Below are 15,873 nucleotides of genomic sequence, written 5' to 3'. Positions count from 1 at the left end.
TTAATATTGATCGAATTTCCCACTTGTTATCTTGGAGTATTTAAGCTTTTGGTTTTATTAGAATTGGTAAGTACAACACAACGAAACAACTGTATGCAGCGACCCACAGAGCGCTGGATAAGGTGATGATAGAGACAATATCATGGGTAAAGTATCCACCAAACACTCGAACAATAAAGGCAAAAACAATGGCGATTAATGCCGCAGTCATTATTTTACCAATCGCAATAGTTCGACCTGTATGTCCTAGAGAGACACGTGAGATCATAGATAAGATCATCACTCCCATTCCACCAACGGTTAAGGCATGAATCGCTTGTGATTGCGTGACCAATGGTGAAATGATCGAAACGCCATACAAGACCAATCCTAACGAAATGGCCCAGTAGCTTAAGTGTAAAGACCACACAAGAGGAGTCTTAAAAGCGACCCATATTTTCCACCTTACTGCCCTAAGCGCGTTTGCCAAGCCACTGACAATAAACACGAAAGCAATGAGATCTTGTGGAACTGGAAGTATCTGAAAGCTCAACACAACAGCGAAAATCGTGCTCACGATGCTCAGCTTTTCAAGCCATGGTAATGCAGGGGTTCGTGGTGTCTGTGTGCCATTAGCGGTAAACATAGGAAAAACTCGTCCACCCATAATGCACATAACTAGGGTCACCAACAGCACCATGCTTGTGCTAGCTTGTGAAATTAAGAGTGGTTGCTGAAATAGAACACCATAATGCATCGCTGCATTGGCAAAGGTCATAAGCAGCAGAATAGGAATGAACAACAGATTTCGCCAAAGCTTCACACTGACAATATTGTGAGCAAGATAAATTACAGCTATAGGTAAAAACAGTAAATCGAGTCCAGCCACCAGCCAAAGGCTTAGAACCTCAGGCAGGAACATGGCTATTCTTGCACACAACCAGATAGCCAGAAGTATCATTAACCCGCGTCCGTTAATACTGCGGACACCCGTCCAATTTTGTACGGCCGTCAGTAAAAAACCAACCACGACAGTGGCTGCAAAGCCAAACAACATTTCATGAATATGCCACCACATTGCGCCACCATAAACATTTAAGGTTGCGCTGCCATTCCAAAACGCGGCCCACCCGACTAACGCTGCAATACTAAAAAGTGATGCAAACAAAAAAAATGGTCGAAACGCGAGTTCAAAAAATGCCGTCATTGAAACGCCATTGTTGGGGTTTTGATTTAAATCTTTCATCATCGTAAACCTAGTGAGTAAACAAAACTTGCTTACTTTTAAATAACTTCAACCGCCAAGAGTTGCCCTAGCTTGTAGCTGTGCCCTTCGCCAAGGAGATCTTGCAAGCTATAAGCATCTAAGCTTTTGTAAAAACACTCTTGAGCTTCAGCAAAGATAGTTTTCAATTGGCAATTTGGTGTAATGACACAGCTATTATCCTCGCCAAAACATTCAACCAAGTTACGTTTGTCTTCTAACTCTCGAACTAGCGTACCTATGTTGATCTGACTTGGATGGCAACTGAGTTTCAAACCACCATTTTTTCCTCTTGTGGCGATCAGATGTCCTTTGAGGTTGAGTTGCTGAACGATCTTCATTAAGTGGTTTTTAGAAATACCATAACTGTTAGCAATGTCGCCGATGGTGCTAAGAGATTGGTTGTTGATCGCTAAATAGATCAGCACTCGTAGGGAGTAATCAGTGTAACGTGTGATATGCATGGTGGGATATTTCACTCTATAAGATGCATTCATTATGAATCTTATAAGCAGCAAAGGCAAGTTAACCCTAATGAGGAATGGTGGCTACACACCAAAAGCTAAGGCTTCGGTCCTAATTACGTTCCTCACATCAGTTGTATTCTATCATTTCTCCATTTTCCTTCCTCAAACGATACCTAATCCCTTAAGTCGAAACGATCAGGAACATTTTTCGATGTATTTTCACTCTAACCATATAAAAATGCACAAACTTGTTCATAAAAAAAGCAGTCAGTTGATAAGGGTATTTACAAGCGAATCACACCCCTATATTATTCGCGCCATTGGAGGGATGGCTGAGTGGTCGAAAGCACCGGTCTTGAAAACCGGCAACCGTTAATAGCGGTTCTAGGGTTCAAATCCCTATCCCTCCACCACATTAAAGAAAGCCGCTGAGAAATCAGCGGCTTTTTTGTATCTGGAGATCACACAAGCTCACCGCTCAACTGCTAACAGCAAATGCCGCCTTCAATAACTGCATGTGAATTGGAACCAGATCTTGGTGCTGAGTTCGATATCCGCCACCGACTACGCATGCCATCGGAATAGACTCTGATTTCGCTAATTCAATCATGAAACAGTCGCGTTCAAATATCCCTTTTGTCGAAACATTCAAGTAACCCAATTCATCGTCTTGATGGATATCGATCCCCGCATCATAAATAATCAGATCAGGTTGATGGTGAGCAATCGCTAACTTAGTGACTTGTTCAAAACAACGCAGAAACTCTTTATCTTCTGTTTCACGACTTAACGGCACATCTAAATCAGATAGCGGTTTTCGTGCAGGGAAGTTTTTGTCGCAGTGGAACGACAAAGTAATGATGTCGTCATTCTCTTGGCAAAGAGTTGCTGTGCCATCGCCATGATGAACATCGCTGTCGACGATAAGCACTTTATCGATATGTTCAAAGGTCAGCGCATGTTTTGCCGCTAACACCAGATCGTTCAACAAACAAAAGCCACTACCAAAATCATGATGCGCGTGATGATAACCACCACTCAAATGAATCGCTAAACCACTCTCTATTGCCATTTCAGCGGCCAAGCAGGTTCCACCACTTGAGTAGAGCGTTCTCTCAATAAGTTGTTCACTCCACGGGAAACCGATGCGTCTCATTTTGGCCGCGGGCAAATTACCAGAAACAAGCAAATCCACATACTCACTATCGTGAACCTGTTTTACCTGTTCAACCGAAACCGGCGTAGGCTGGAAGATTTCAAACTGGCTCTTCCATAGAGGATCGCTATCCATTAACGCTTCAACAGCACTGTGTAACAACTGATATTTGTTGATTGGGTAACGATGACCTTCTGGTAAAGGTAACTGCGAATAGATTGGGTGGTAAATTAAAGGAATCATAATCAGGTTAATTGCGTATCTTTCTCAAAATCATAACAGTCTCAGCCTAGGCGACAACCTTAATTAATGATAATAGTTATCATTAATTTAATTTTCAAAAAGAGACACCAATGAAAAGCCTAATACTCATCTTTGGGGTGATCTGCGGCTCAATGGCAGCAGTAATGATTTTTGTAGGAATGCTAATGGCCAGTTGGTGGAGCGTTGATTTTCTCGTGTTAAGCCATCAAACTTAACTAATTGAACTAAAAAGGAATCACCATGAGCGTTATTTTCATTACTGGAGCAAATCGCGGCATTGGCTTGAGCCTAACCCAGCAGTACTTAAAAGGTAACCACAAAGTGTACGCGACTTATCGTGATGCCAATTCAGCAAAAGAACTGCTCTCTCTCGCAGACCACAACAGCAACCTGACCTGTATTCAATTAGAGATAACCGATTATCAAGCAGTAGGCCAACTCCCTTCGCAAATGGAACCGATTGATATCTTGATCAACAACGCTGGCTACTATGGTCCTAAAGGTTATGGGCTGGGTAATACCGATGTCGAAGAGTGGCGCCGTGTATTCGAAGTCAACACTATTGCTCCGCTGAAACTTGTCGAAACGCTATTACCTCTGCTCAAAAGTGGTAATGTGAAGAAGATCGCTTGTCTGTCTTCAAAAGTCGGCAGTATGACAGAGAACACATCAGGCGGTGGTTACATCTACCGTTCGTCTAAAGCTGCTCTCAATTCAGTTGTGAAGAGTTTAAGTAACGACCTAACCCAAGACGGCTTTACTGTGTTGGCACTACACCCAGGCTGGGTACAGACCGAAATGGGCGGGCCTAACGCTTTGATAGACACCGACACCTCTGCTTCAGGCCTTATCAACGTTATAAAATCATCGAACACCGAAGTGAGTGGTCACTTCTTTAATTTCGATGGCACTGAAATCGATTGGTAGTCATTTTATGAATGTTCGCCCTCTCTCAAACTTACCAAGACGTCTAATACTATTTTTTCTTACTATGGCGCTTTCTGGATGTTTTAATGATAGTCCCGGCGACATCTTCGATGACTATCAGACCAAGATAGCCAGAGTACAAGATGCCGATGAATTGGAAGACAGTTGGGAATTTGAAAGCTTACCGAGAAAGCGAGAACTGTTTATCGAAGTTCCTTCGCTCTCTATCGGGCTTATCGACAGCTATCAACTTCGTCAGTGTGGGTTGTTCAATCTGATTGCGGAAAGAAACTCCGTACTTGGAAAAGTTGCGGACGAGTTTCGTAACTACGATTATCAAGTCGCCCTCATTAAAGGTATCGGTAAATGTCTATCAGTTAGTGAGTTAGACATCAATATCGTTGAACTACTGAAAGATATCGAGCAACAGAAACTCACGCAGCTCCCCTTGCACAAATGGAACCTCATCTATACCAGTGAGGCAATGCAATCCCAAATGCGCAGTAGTCAGTGGTTACGTGCTGATATTGGTGATCAGGTACGGCAAACCAGCGATGCCCTAAAACATATCAACAAAGCGTTAGACGCGCCGCTCGTTTCCGGCGAGACCACTGAGGTTCAAGAAGTATTAGAGAAGAGTTCGACCCTTGGGGATTTGTATTATTCGCTAGCTCGTGCTTCGGTTGAACTTGATACTATCACTAAACAGCTGACAACTTTTGATGGCAACATCATCTGCGGTAAGCAACGAGACACAACGAAATTTCGCTACCTTAACAATGTGTTCGAGCAACAATATATTGGTCAGGTTCAACCTTACATGGCGCAACTGGATGGCTATTATCAGCAGTTAGCCCCGCAACTTGCCCTGTTTGACGCTCAGTCTGAACTGCACAGTTATTACTTTCCTATCCAAGATGCACATCAAGCCTTTCGAACATCAACTCGCCGCCATGTAGACTACTGGCAGAAGTTATTTGAGCGCTGCGGGCGCAAAGTCGGTCGTTAATCCCGGCTACAAATATCAAATAATGGACAGTTGTTGATCTCAGTTCCTAACAATTAATTCTTAGCTTTTAGTACCTTTCTTAGCGTAAGTCTTCTTCCTTGTCCCACCAGCTTTACGGCGCTTAAAGGCCGGTCTTTCCACTTTAGGAAGATGACGCAGTGACTCAGGGACTTCTCCCGTTTTCACTTTACCCATCAAACCATCAATCTTACTTTCTAATGCTTGCATGAAAGGTTGATACGCTTGGTTTCGTTCAGCCATTCCTTGCAACTGATGCTCCCAGTGAGCCGTCATGTCGGGAAAGGTCGAGTCCTCAGGTAAAGCATTAATCAAGCCTCTTCCCGCCGGGCTACTGTGGATGCTTTTACCTTGTCGCGTTAACAGTTGTCTCTTGAATAAAGTATCTAGAATACCCGCTCGGGTTGCTTCTGTGCCAAGGCCATCGGTCTCTTTCAAAATGGCTTTAAGGTCTTTGTTCGCGACAAAACGCGCAATACCTGTCATCGCTTGTAGCAAGGTCGCTTCCGTGAAGTGTTTTGGTGGCTCAGTCTTTTTGTCTCCAATAATTCCTTCACGGCAATTGAGTACCGTTCCTTTATCTAATGGAGGCACCGTATCCGTACCATCACCTTTCTCTTCAGTATCCGTTTTGCCCATTAACACTTTCCAACCTGGATTGATAAGCTGACGTCCTTTGGCAATGAACACGCCACCAGCGATATCAAAAACTAACTTGGCATCGGCAAAAATGGCAGACGGGTAGAATTGCATTAGATACTGACGAGCAATTTGCTGATAGATTTTCATCTCATTGGCAGACAGGCCATTCACCGATGATTTCTTCGGTGTTGGGATTATCGCGTGGTGAGCATCAACCTTGCTGTCGTTCCATGCTTTTGATTTAAGAGAAAGATCCGCACCTTGAACACCACTTTGTAGCTCTTTCGCATTGTTAGCGATAGCATCCACGACCGACTCTCTTTGCGAGTAGTGATCTTTAGGTAGATAGCGGCTGTCAGAACGTGGGTAAGTGATGAGTTTGTGCTTCTCGTACAACGACTGACAAGTGTCGAGTACCTGTTGAGCACTCATACCAAAACGCTTAGACGCATCAATTTGCAAAGCTGACAACGAATAAGGCAACGGCGCAGCTTGTTTACTTTGCTTTTGCTCTGATTCCGTCACCGTCGCGGGTTGGTTCGTAATTCGGTTAGCAACGTTCTCAACCAGCTTTCGATTGAGCACGCGGCCTTCTTCATCTTGCCATGGTTTACATGCTTCGCTTGGTTTCCAACGCGCTCGAATATCAAAGCTCTGGCCGTTATTTTGATAAGGGATCAAAGCATGCAGAGTAAAGTAATCTTTCGGAATGAAGTTTTCGATTTCTTCATCACGTCTCACCACCAAACCAAGTACAGGGGTTTGCACTCGCCCTACTGACAACACGCCTTGGTAACCGGCTTTTTGACCAAGCAAGGTGTAAGCACGAGTCATGTTCATACCATACAGCCAATCAGCTCTAGAGCGTGCTAAAGCGGAAATAGACAGTGGGATAAAATCGCGATTGCTGCGCATTTGAGAGAGCGCACGCTTCACGGCTGGTAAGTTCAAATCGCTGATCAGCAGCCTGTCCATCGACTCTTTCTTGGCCTTGGACACCTTGCAGTAGTCGATCACTTCATCGACTAGCAGTTGCCCTTCTCTATCCGGGTCACCCGCATGGACAATTTGTGTCGCGTCCTTCAATAGCTTTCGGATCACCGTGAGCTGTTTGCTTGACGTCTTACGAGGCCTCAACTGCCATTGTTCCGGCACGATGGGAAGATCGGCTAAGTTCCACTTCTTATAACGGTCATCATAAGCGTCCGGCTCAACCTGCTCCAATAAGTGTCCAATACACCAAGTCACCACATCCCCATTGCCACATTTGATAAACCCTTGGTCTTTCTTCTGTGGATTCGGTAGTGCGGCGGCAATCGCGCGGCCTAGGCTTGGTTTTTCAGCAATGATAAGACGAGACATGTTTTTCCAGATGCTACAAACAATTAGGGCCACATTATCTAATGTGGCCCTAATAAATCAAGGAAAACTGGTTGTTTATACAGTTAGCATTCACAATTCGTTTTATAGCTATTTCCCTGAAGAGATCTATAAGAACTCGACAAATTTTGAGAAGTCGCGCTCTGGGGCTTTCATTGGTGTACAACCCGGTGTGCCTAGGTATAAGAAACCAACAATTTCGTCGTCGCCTTCTAGGCCAAATGCTTGATGAACTTCAGGGTGGAACATCCATTTACCTGAACGCCAAAAGCCTTGGAAACCTTGTGCAACTGCGGCCATTTGCATTGCTTGTGCAGCGCAACCCGCAGACAAATGTTGCTCGAATGCAGGCACTTTGTCGTGTTCAGTCACTTTTGCGATGACAGTGATAACCATAGGTGCTCGAAACGGCGCTTTCTTTACTTTATCAATCACCGCTTCTTCGCTTTTGTCCGCTTCAGCGGCACGAACCAAGATGTCAGAAAGTTTTTGTAACCCTGAACCTTGTGCGATAACAAAGCGCCACGGTGTCAGTGCGCCGTGGTCTGGAGCTCGTAAACCCGCTTTGATGATATTTTCTAACGCAACACCTTCAGGTGCCGGATCAGAGAGTTTTGCGATTGAGCGTCTGTTGAGCAATAGATCCAAAGCATCCATTTGAAGTCCCTACTAATTCTTTATTATTTGTATACTTGAACTGTAGCACAGAATACAAACGATAATAAATCTCAACGGCTGTCCATTTTAAACAATATTTGAAACAGTATTGGAAACAATAAAGGCTCCTAAATCTATGACTTAGGAGCCTTATTTCTCTGTCTAGTTCGAGCTTATTTACCCATCTAGTTCAGCTTATCGAACGAGAGTACTCTGCTTGTTGTTAGAGCTTAATCGCTAACTCTACACCTTGGCGAATCGCACGAACTGCATCCAGTTCACCCGCGTAATCAGCGCCGCCGATGACGTGAAGCTTGCCACCGAACTCTTGCCACATATCTTCGAATGGACGAACTGAAACCTGACCCGCACACACGATAACGGAATCGGCATCCAGTACCTGTTCTTTTTTGCCAACGCTAATATGCAGGCCTTGGTCATCAATTTTGTTGTAGCTCACACCGCCAAGTAGGTTCACACCACGTTTTTCTAGCGTTCGCTTGTGAATCCAACCTGTGGTTTTGCCCGGTCCTTTACCTACGCGACCCGCTTTACGCTGCATCACCCAAACCGTTTTATCGCTGAACGAATCAGGGTAAGGATAAAGTCCACCAGGGTGTTCCATATTCTTATCAATGCCCCACTCATGCAGCCAGTCGTCCAAGCTGTGAGAAGTCGGCTCTGTCAGCATAGTTGCCACATCAATACCAATACCACCAGCACCAACAATCGCGACTTTTTCGCCTACTGGTGTCTTTTCACGAATCAAGGTTTGATAATCGATCACGTTTTCTTGGTCAATGCCTTCAATATCAAGCTTTCTTGGCTCTACACCTGCAGCCATCACAACTTCATCGTACTTCAACAACATCTCAAACGTCGCTTCAGTATCGAGTTTAAGATTCACACCTGAGGCATCGATTTGGTTTGCAAAGTACCGAATGGTTTCTCTGAACTCTTCCTTGCCCGGTATCTGCATTGCCAATCTGAATTGGCCGCCGATACGATCATTTTTCTCAATGAGATCAACATTGTGCCCACGCTGTGCCAACGTTGTCGCGCAGGCTAAACCAGCAGGCCCAGCACCAACCACGGCAATGGTTTTGGTCGCTTGGGCAGGCTGAACAACAATTTCAGTCTCGTAACAAGCGCGAGGGTTCACCAAACAACTCGCTCTTTTGCCTTTGAATACGTTATCAAGACAAGCCTGGTTACAACCGATACAGGTATTAATGAACTGCGCTTGGTCTTGAGCGGCTTTATTAACAAAGTCAGGGTCAGCCAAGAATGGACGAGCCATTGATACCATGTCGGCCTGTCCTGAGCTGAGGATACGTTCGGCCTCTTCTGGCGTGTTGATACGGTTACATGTCACCACTGGGATAGACACGTATGGTTTAACTTTTTCCGTCACCCAAGAGAATGCCCCTCTTGGTACTTGTGTCGCAATCGTAGGAACACGAGCTTCATGCCAACCAATGCCGGTATTAATAATGGTCACGCCCGCTTCTTCTAGCTTCTGAGCCAGAAGTACAACATCTTCGAACGTGCTGCCTTGCTCAACCAAATCCAGCATCGACAGTCTAAAAATGATAATAAAATCATCACCAACGGCTTCACGAATCGATTTGACGACTTCTAATGGGAAGCGCATGCGTTTTTCATACGAACCGCCCCACTCATCGTAACGCATGTTGGTACGCTTACAGATGAACTGGTTAATCAAGTAGCCTTCAGAACCCATGATCTCAATGCCGTCATAGCCAGCAACTTGAGCTAGCTCCGCACTATTGGCAAAAGCACCTATGGTCTTTTTAATTTGACGCGGGCTCATCTCGCTTGGGGCAAACTTAGCGATTGGCGCTTTAATACCCGAAGCACTTTGCGCGAATGGGTGCATTGCGTAGCGCCCAGCATGCAACAACTGAAGCGCAATTTTACCACCATGCTTATGCACGGCTTCGGTAACAACTTGGTGAGCTTTAGCGTGCTTAACTTTACTGAATTCAGCACTAAACGGGGTCAATCTGCCACGTAAATTAGGAGAAAAGCCACCGGTAACAATAAGGCCAACACCTCCTTTAGCTCGCTCTTCATAAAACGCGGCGAGTTTGTGCAGGCCTTCTTTGTTTTCTTCTAAACCAGTGTGCATTGATCCCATCAATACACGGTTACGTAATTGAGTAAATCCAAGATCGAGTGGTTCAAGTAAATGTGGGTACATGGCAGACATCACTTCTATTATTTTTATCCTTGTGGTCAGACCACAATATAACTCAATCACCAAAAGTTCAAACAACCGTTTACATTTTTGTAACACCGATCATAATGCAGGACGCATTAATCGTTCAAAAGTCCTAGGGGCTGTTGACCTTTCGAGCTGGGTTTTGCAGCATCTTGTGGGCAATTTATACAAGGAAGAGACTTTGACGTGTAACTGGCCTACATGAAAAGCCGATAAAGCAGTAGAAATGAACCACAAGGGCTGCCCGAAGGGTTCGGCTAAAATCGTTTTATGCTTTGTTGAAGAATATTTGCTTAGAATGACTAGGCTACATACTCTTCGCCGCGCCTAAAACGATTTTATCTCGAACAAAACTTAACCACGAAAGATCAAAAGCCCCTATTCTGTCTACACTTAATGAGAATATATATCGATTAACAATTCTTGGTGTAGTTTGAGCTAGGGAATTATCGTAGGATATTAAGCAGTTCATATTATTGAGATTAATAGTACTGCTGCTTGTTAAAGCGACGTGATCTCACTGCGGAGACAGAATGAAAAAAATATTCAAATTTATAGGCATGATCTTTAAAGGGATTTGGAAGCTCATCACGTTTGTGCGTCTTGCGCTTGTTAACCTGTTCTTTTTACTCAGTATCGCCATCATCTACTTTGTGTACTTCCACTCGGATACGGCTCAACCGACCGTTCCACAACAATCGGCTTTAGTGCTTAATCTCTCAGGTCCGATTGTTGAACAAAGCCGCTACATTAACCCGATGGATTCCGTGACAGGCTCACTGCTTGGTAAAGACCTTCCAAAAGAGAACGTCTTATTTGATATCGTTGAAACGATTCGCTACGCCAAAGATGATGAAAACGTTACGGGTATCGTTCTAGCGCTTAAAGAGTTGCCAGAAACCAACCTGACTAAGCTTCGTTACATAGCTAAAGCGCTAAACGAGTTTAAGGCAACGGGTAAACCTATTTATGCGGTGGGTGATTTTTACAACCAAAGCCAATATTATTTAGCCAGCTACGCCAATAAAGTCTTCCTGTCACCCGATGGTGGTGTGCTCCTTAAAGGCTACAGCGCTTACTCGCTTTACTACAAAACCTTATTAGAGAAGCTAGACGTGAACACACATGTGTTCCGTGTGGGCACTTATAAGTCTGCAATCGAACCTTTCATCCGCGATGACATGTCGGACGCGGCGAAAGAATCCGCTTCTCGTTGGTTAAGCCAACTTTGGGGTGCGTATGTCGATGACGTGAGCAACAACCGTCAGATCGACGCGAAAACACTAAACCCAAGCATGGACTCTTTCTTAAAAGTTCTTGAGTCAGTTGATGGCGATATCGCGAAACTGGCAGAGAAGCTTGGTTTAGTTGATGAACTGGCGACTCGCCAGCAAGTACGACTAGAGCTTGCTGAAGTATTCGGTAGTGATGGTCAAGACAGCTACAACGCGTTTGGATACTACGAATACCGTACAACAATGCTTCCAGACGTAACAAGTGAATCGCACGATGTCGCTGTGATTGTTGCCAGCGGCGCAATTATGGATGGTAAGCAACCGCGTGGCACTGTTGGCGGTGATACAACTGCAGCGCTACTTCGCCAAGCTCGTAACGACGATCAAGTGAAAGCTGTCGTGCTTCGAGTCGATAGCCCAGGTGGCAGCGCATTTGCTTCTGAAGTTATCCGCAATGAAATAGAAGCCATTAAGCAAGCAGGTAAGCCTGTTGTTGTTTCGATGTCTAGCCTTGCCGCTTCTGGTGGTTACTGGATCTCGATGGGCGCGGATAAAATCCTAGCTCAACCAACCACATTAACCGGTTCGATTGGTATCTTTAGTGTGATCACGACCTTCGAAAAAGGTTTGAACGGTATTGGCGTTTATACTGATGGCGTTGGCACCTCACCTTTCTCAGGCCTTGGTGTTACGACTGGATTAAGCGAAGGTGCTAAAGACGCTTTCCAAATGGGCATTGAAAATGGTTACCGCCGTTTCATCAGCTTAGTTGGCGAGAATCGCGGCATGGAAGTAAACGCCGTCGATAAGATCGCTCAGGGTCGAGTATGGACAGGTCAAGATGCGATGCAAAAAGGCCTAGTGGACGAAATCGGTGATTTTGATGATGCGATTGTGGCAGCCGCTTCACTTGCCGAGCTAGAAAGTTACAATATCTACTGGGTGGAAGAGCCTCTTTCAACAACTGAACAATTTATTCAGGAATTTATGAATCAAGTTCAGATGTCGGTAGGTCTTGATATTCAATCGATGATACCAAGTAGTTTACAGCCTGTTACTCAACAGTTAGCTCAAGATAGCCAGCTGTTAGGCAACTTTAACGACCCGCAAGGTCGTTACGCCTTTTGCTTAAACTGCCAAGTTCAATAAGTTAAACCAATAACTCAATAATCAAGAGGCGCCTCTGTGTGAGGCGCCTCTTTTTATTGCATGATAATTCGCTATAATCGCCCTCCTGTTCCCTATATCACACTAAGTATTAATCGCCATGGAAAGAAAACACATCTATATCGCGTACACCGGCGGCACAATTGGCATGCAGAAATCTATTGATCACGGCTATGTTCCTGTCGCTGGTTTTATGGATAAGCAACTCGCTGGCATGCCCGAGTTCCATCGCCCTGAGATGCCTGAATACACCATTCATGAATACTCTCCATTGATGGACTCTTCAGATATGACGCCACTTGATTGGCAAACTATCGCTGACGATATCCGCGCGAACTACGATAAATACGATGGTTTCGTTATCTTGCATGGTACTGACACAATGGCTTACACCGCTTCGGCGCTGTCTTTCATGTTAGAAAACCTAGGCAAACCTGTGATTGTAACGGGCTCTCAGATCCCGTTAGCAGAGCTACGCTCAGATGGGCAAGCAAACTTGTTGAATGCACTGCACCTTGCGGCGAACTACCCTATCAATGAAGTAACACTGTTTTTCAACAACAAATTGATGCGCGGTAACCGCAGCACAAAATCACATGCAGACGGCTTCAATGCCTTTACTTCTCCAAACCTGAATCCATTGCTTGAAGCGGGTATTAATATCCAACTTGGCAATAACGTGCAGGTAAACAAACAACCTGAAGGGGCTTTCAAGGTTCATAACATTACTCCGCAACCAATCGGCGTAATCACTATGTACCCTGGCATCTCACACGAAGTGATCCGTAACACGCTTCTACAGCCTGTTAACGCAATGATTCTGCTTACTTTTGGGGTTGGTAATGCACCACAAAATCCAGAACTGCTTCAGCACCTGAAAGATGCCTCAGAACGAGGTGTTATCGTGGTCAATCTAACTCAGTGTTTGGCTGGTAAAGTCAACATGGGGGGTTACGCGACAGGTTGTGCACTAGCGGAAGCGGGTGTAGTCAGTGGCTTTGATATGACACCAGAGGCGGCGTTAGCAAAACTGCACTACTTATTAAGTCAAAACCTGAACTACGAAGAAGTGAAAGCTCAGATGCGACAAGTGTTGCGTGGTGAAATGAGCTTATAAGCTTGTTTTGCTATTCGTTGAACCAAGAGCTTCGTGTTAGTAATAATTTTCGCAGTTAACAATATTTTCTTAGTTAACCACAGTTTTCGTAGTTAACAATGTATTCCTAGTTAGCAATAGTCTTCGTAGTTAACAGGAGCTTTCGTAACTAGCAGAAGCTTTCATCATTAACAAAAGCCTTCACGTGAGCTGAACCTTCACGTAAATCAAAAGTGTTTAACGTGAGCTAAATCGTTTAATTGCTTATAAATAAACAGCTTAGTAACAAAGGGGTGGCACAGTGCTACCCCTTTGTTGTAATTTAAGCTTAATGATTCGGGTTAACCCTAACAATATCGTCTTGGTCTGATTTAAACTGCTTTTTTAGTTCAGACTTGGATTTGAAGCTAATTTCACCACCAGCTGCAATTGTCATATGTTGAGCTTCGGAGTTATGTTTAGATTGGTATAACATAACAGCCTGCATACACGAGTCGCGTTGTTCTTTAGAGAGCGCCGTACCTTCTGGCCATTTTCCAGTTTCAACTGCGAAAGTTAAACGCTCGTAGACCTCAGGTGTCATTGCGCTAAGAAGTTGTTCTGCATCCATGATAAAGCCTTAGTTTTAACAATTTTCACCAGAAAATAACCCGTAATAGAATTGAGTCAAGAACCTGACCAAAAATAAGTGTATTTGATCACAAGTGAAGGAATATGAAAATTATGAAATGGTTGGCAGTTGGCATATTGCCTCTCACTCTGGTTGGGTGTCTTGAAGGAAATAAAAACACAGAACAGTTGTGCCAAAGTAACCCGACGTTACAGTGCGAGCAATTGAACATGAACGATGGACAATGCCGTGTCGCACGTACCGACCTCATATGGCATCGATTTGAAGTTCAAAAGCAGCCAACCGAAACCAACAAAATTAAAGAGTTCGAGTTAATCACTGCTTATAAAAAATGTTTAGAGCTTGCCGCCCAAATCGAGACCATTGATCAATCCAAACTTCAAGAACGTCGTTTTACCGCATTAATGCACAGTATTGAAGAATCCGAACGAATCGTGACTGAGCTATCTCAATCAGATACGCCAGAAACACTGTACTTCTTGTGGTCGCAAACTGGGGATACCAATGCAAGGCGCAGTTTCTTACAGTTGGAAGGCAAAGAAGCATTAAACACAGCAGAGATGCAATATGCGCTAGCCACCTTTTATACCACCAGGGATCACGCGAAGACGCTAAAGCTACTCAACAATGCCCTGACCTTATCTAATGACTCGACCGTTAACACTGAAATATTTAAGTCAATGGCCAGTATCAATCATAGCTTAGGTCATAGGGAGAAAGCGTACATGTGGGCAATGGTAGCCAAAGAATTTAATGTGCCGATAGCTTCTGAATCAGAACTGGCTGTTCTCTATAACTTTGAAAAGCCAAAATACAAACAATTAAATCAAGACGCCGACAAAATAGTCGAAGCCATTGAAGATGGGATTTACAGCTCTTCTATTGTCCCTAACTACTAAACCCATCATTTACACGCTTTCTATTTCCGAACTTTTTATTTCCTAGCTTTCAAAAAAAACAGCTACCTTTCTGGTAGCTGTTTTTATTTGTACTAGAGTTTATTCTGAAATCTTGGGCTGTTCAGTAGTCCTTAATCGACAAGTACGACCTGTAAGGATTAAACAATAGTTACAAGTTATTTCGTACTTTTGTCATTTTTGTTGAAAATTAACGACACAGAATTAACACAGAATCGTTCACCTGTTGTCTGCGGGCCATCAGGAAAAACGTGACCTAAATGGCTATCACATGCAGTACAACGGATCTCCACACGCTTCATTCCGTGACTTAGATCCTCTATATAGCGTACCGCTTCATCACTTACTGGGGCATCAAAGCTTGGCCAACCACACCCAGAGTCATATTTGTTATCCGACAGAAACAAAGGGCTTTCACAGCATGTGCAGCTATAGACACCAGTGTTATGGTTGTGCAATAACTTACCGCTATATGGGGCTTCAGTACCACGTTCACGGCACACAGCAAATTCGTCGTCCGTTAGGCGCTCACGCCAGTATTCATCAGGCTTTATCATATTTCCTCCCTTTTGAACCACGTTAATATCTCTCCACATTCTCAGTTATTATATTTACTTTTTTCTATAAAGGCTTGCATATCAGTCGTTTTGTAGCACATACTTTCTCACCAGGAAACATTGTACATATACACTCATAAGTGAATCATCATTTAGGGGTATTTTACCCAACTGGAAGGGTACAGAGCCACTTGCAATGGTCAATTTTCAACCACTTACGCCCAATTGTTAAGAAAAGCGTCGCTTTTTTTTGACATTAAAC

The 15,873-nt window shown here is 44.1% G+C and carries 14 protein-coding genes and 1 tRNA gene; 7 read left to right on the top strand and 8 right to left on the bottom strand.

The features are described 5' to 3' along the window. Window positions 1-40 precede the first annotated feature (40 nt). Window positions 41-1,225 (bottom strand): NnrS family protein, encoded by a 1,185-nt coding sequence (locus AACW75_RS18610; protein ID WP_145570924.1) that lies wholly within the window; start codon window positions 1,223-1,225, stop codon window positions 41-43. Between the two features lie 38 nt (window positions 1,226-1,263). Then, window positions 1,264-1,707 (bottom strand): RrF2 family transcriptional regulator, encoded by a 444-nt coding sequence (locus AACW75_RS18605; protein WP_004734067.1) that lies wholly within the window; start codon window positions 1,705-1,707, stop codon window positions 1,264-1,266. A gap of 325 nt (window positions 1,708-2,032) precedes the next feature. Between AACW75_RS18605 and AACW75_RS18600 the strand changes: the two genes are divergently transcribed. After that, a tRNA-Ser gene (locus tag AACW75_RS18600) sits at window positions 2,033-2,123 on the top strand. A 65-nt stretch (window positions 2,124-2,188) separates the two neighbouring features. Here AACW75_RS18600 and AACW75_RS18595 read toward each other — a convergent pair. Next, window positions 2,189-3,109 (bottom strand): histone deacetylase family protein, encoded by a 921-nt coding sequence (locus tag AACW75_RS18595; RefSeq protein ID WP_145570890.1) that lies wholly within the window; start codon window positions 3,107-3,109, stop codon window positions 2,189-2,191. Between the two features lie 110 nt (window positions 3,110-3,219). Between AACW75_RS18595 and AACW75_RS18590 the strand changes: the two genes are divergently transcribed. The 3 genes from AACW75_RS18590 to AACW75_RS18580 are packed head-to-tail and all read left to right on the top strand — an operon-like array spanning window position 3,220 to window position 5,066. Next, window positions 3,220-3,345 (top strand): hypothetical protein, encoded by a 126-nt coding sequence (locus AACW75_RS18590; protein WP_261887529.1) that lies wholly within the window; start codon window positions 3,220-3,222, stop codon window positions 3,343-3,345. A gap of 25 nt (window positions 3,346-3,370) precedes the next feature. Beyond that, window positions 3,371-4,057 (top strand): SDR family oxidoreductase, encoded by a 687-nt coding sequence (locus AACW75_RS18585; RefSeq protein WP_135458121.1) that lies wholly within the window; start codon window positions 3,371-3,373, stop codon window positions 4,055-4,057. 7 nt (window positions 4,058-4,064) lie between these two features. Then, window positions 4,065-5,066, top strand: a complete 1,002-nt coding sequence (locus AACW75_RS18580; protein ID WP_390903439.1) for a DUF3080 domain-containing protein — start codon at window positions 4,065-4,067, stop codon at window positions 5,064-5,066. Between the two features lie 60 nt (window positions 5,067-5,126). Here the strand turns inward: AACW75_RS18580 and AACW75_RS18575 are convergent, their stop codons facing one another. The 3 genes from AACW75_RS18575 to AACW75_RS18565 form a co-directional block, all read right to left on the bottom strand. Continuing rightward, on the bottom strand, window positions 5,127-7,088 hold the full coding sequence (locus AACW75_RS18575; RefSeq protein ID WP_135458119.1) for a DNA topoisomerase III: 1,962 nt from the start codon (window positions 7,086-7,088) through the stop codon (window positions 5,127-5,129). 126 nt (window positions 7,089-7,214) lie between these two features. Beyond that, on the bottom strand, window positions 7,215-7,763 hold the full coding sequence (locus tag AACW75_RS18570) for an NAD(P)H nitroreductase (protein ID WP_017072511.1): 549 nt from the start codon (window positions 7,761-7,763) through the stop codon (window positions 7,215-7,217). A gap of 223 nt (window positions 7,764-7,986) precedes the next feature. Then, window positions 7,987-9,996 (bottom strand): NADPH-dependent 2,4-dienoyl-CoA reductase, encoded by a 2,010-nt coding sequence (locus AACW75_RS18565; protein WP_186437196.1) that lies wholly within the window; start codon window positions 9,994-9,996, stop codon window positions 7,987-7,989. Window positions 9,997-10,541: 545 nt separating this feature from the next. Here AACW75_RS18565 and sppA point away from each other — a divergent pair. Both sppA and ansA read left to right on the top strand, forming a co-directional pair. Then, entirely contained in the window at window positions 10,542-12,392 is a 1,851-nt protein-coding gene (sppA, locus tag AACW75_RS18560; protein ID WP_145570887.1) for a signal peptide peptidase SppA, read from the top strand. 118 nt (window positions 12,393-12,510) lie between these two features. Continuing rightward, window positions 12,511-13,527, top strand: a complete 1,017-nt coding sequence (gene ansA / locus AACW75_RS18555) for an asparaginase (RefSeq protein ID WP_017072514.1) — start codon at window positions 12,511-12,513, stop codon at window positions 13,525-13,527. A gap of 307 nt (window positions 13,528-13,834) precedes the next feature. On the opposite strand, the gene AACW75_RS18550 is transcribed toward ansA, so the two are convergent. Then, entirely contained in the window at window positions 13,835-14,116 is a 282-nt protein-coding gene (locus tag AACW75_RS18550; protein WP_017072515.1) for a YeaC family protein, read from the bottom strand. A 113-nt stretch (window positions 14,117-14,229) separates the two neighbouring features. Between AACW75_RS18550 and AACW75_RS18545 the strand changes: the two genes are divergently transcribed. Next, the gene (locus AACW75_RS18545) at window positions 14,230-15,036 is read left to right on the top strand and encodes a DUF2989 domain-containing protein (protein ID WP_029224694.1); all 807 of its coding nucleotides are present in this window, start codon (window positions 14,230-14,232) and stop codon (window positions 15,034-15,036) included. A 176-nt stretch (window positions 15,037-15,212) separates the two neighbouring features. Here the strand turns inward: AACW75_RS18545 and msrB are convergent, their stop codons facing one another. Continuing rightward, window positions 15,213-15,650 carry a peptide-methionine (R)-S-oxide reductase MsrB gene (msrB, locus tag AACW75_RS18540; protein ID WP_017072517.1) on the bottom strand — a complete coding sequence of 146 codons (438 nt, stop codon included), beginning with the start codon at window positions 15,648-15,650 and terminating at the stop codon, window positions 15,213-15,215. Window positions 15,651-15,873 lie beyond the last annotated feature (223 nt).

Origin of the sequence: Vibrio sp. L3-7 (assembly GCF_963898195.1) — a bacterium.
Lineage (GTDB): Bacteria > Pseudomonadota > Gammaproteobacteria > Enterobacterales > Vibrionaceae > Vibrio > Vibrio echinoideorum.
Note: the sequence above shows the minus strand (reverse complement) of the source record. Positions and strands in the feature narration are given on the sequence as shown.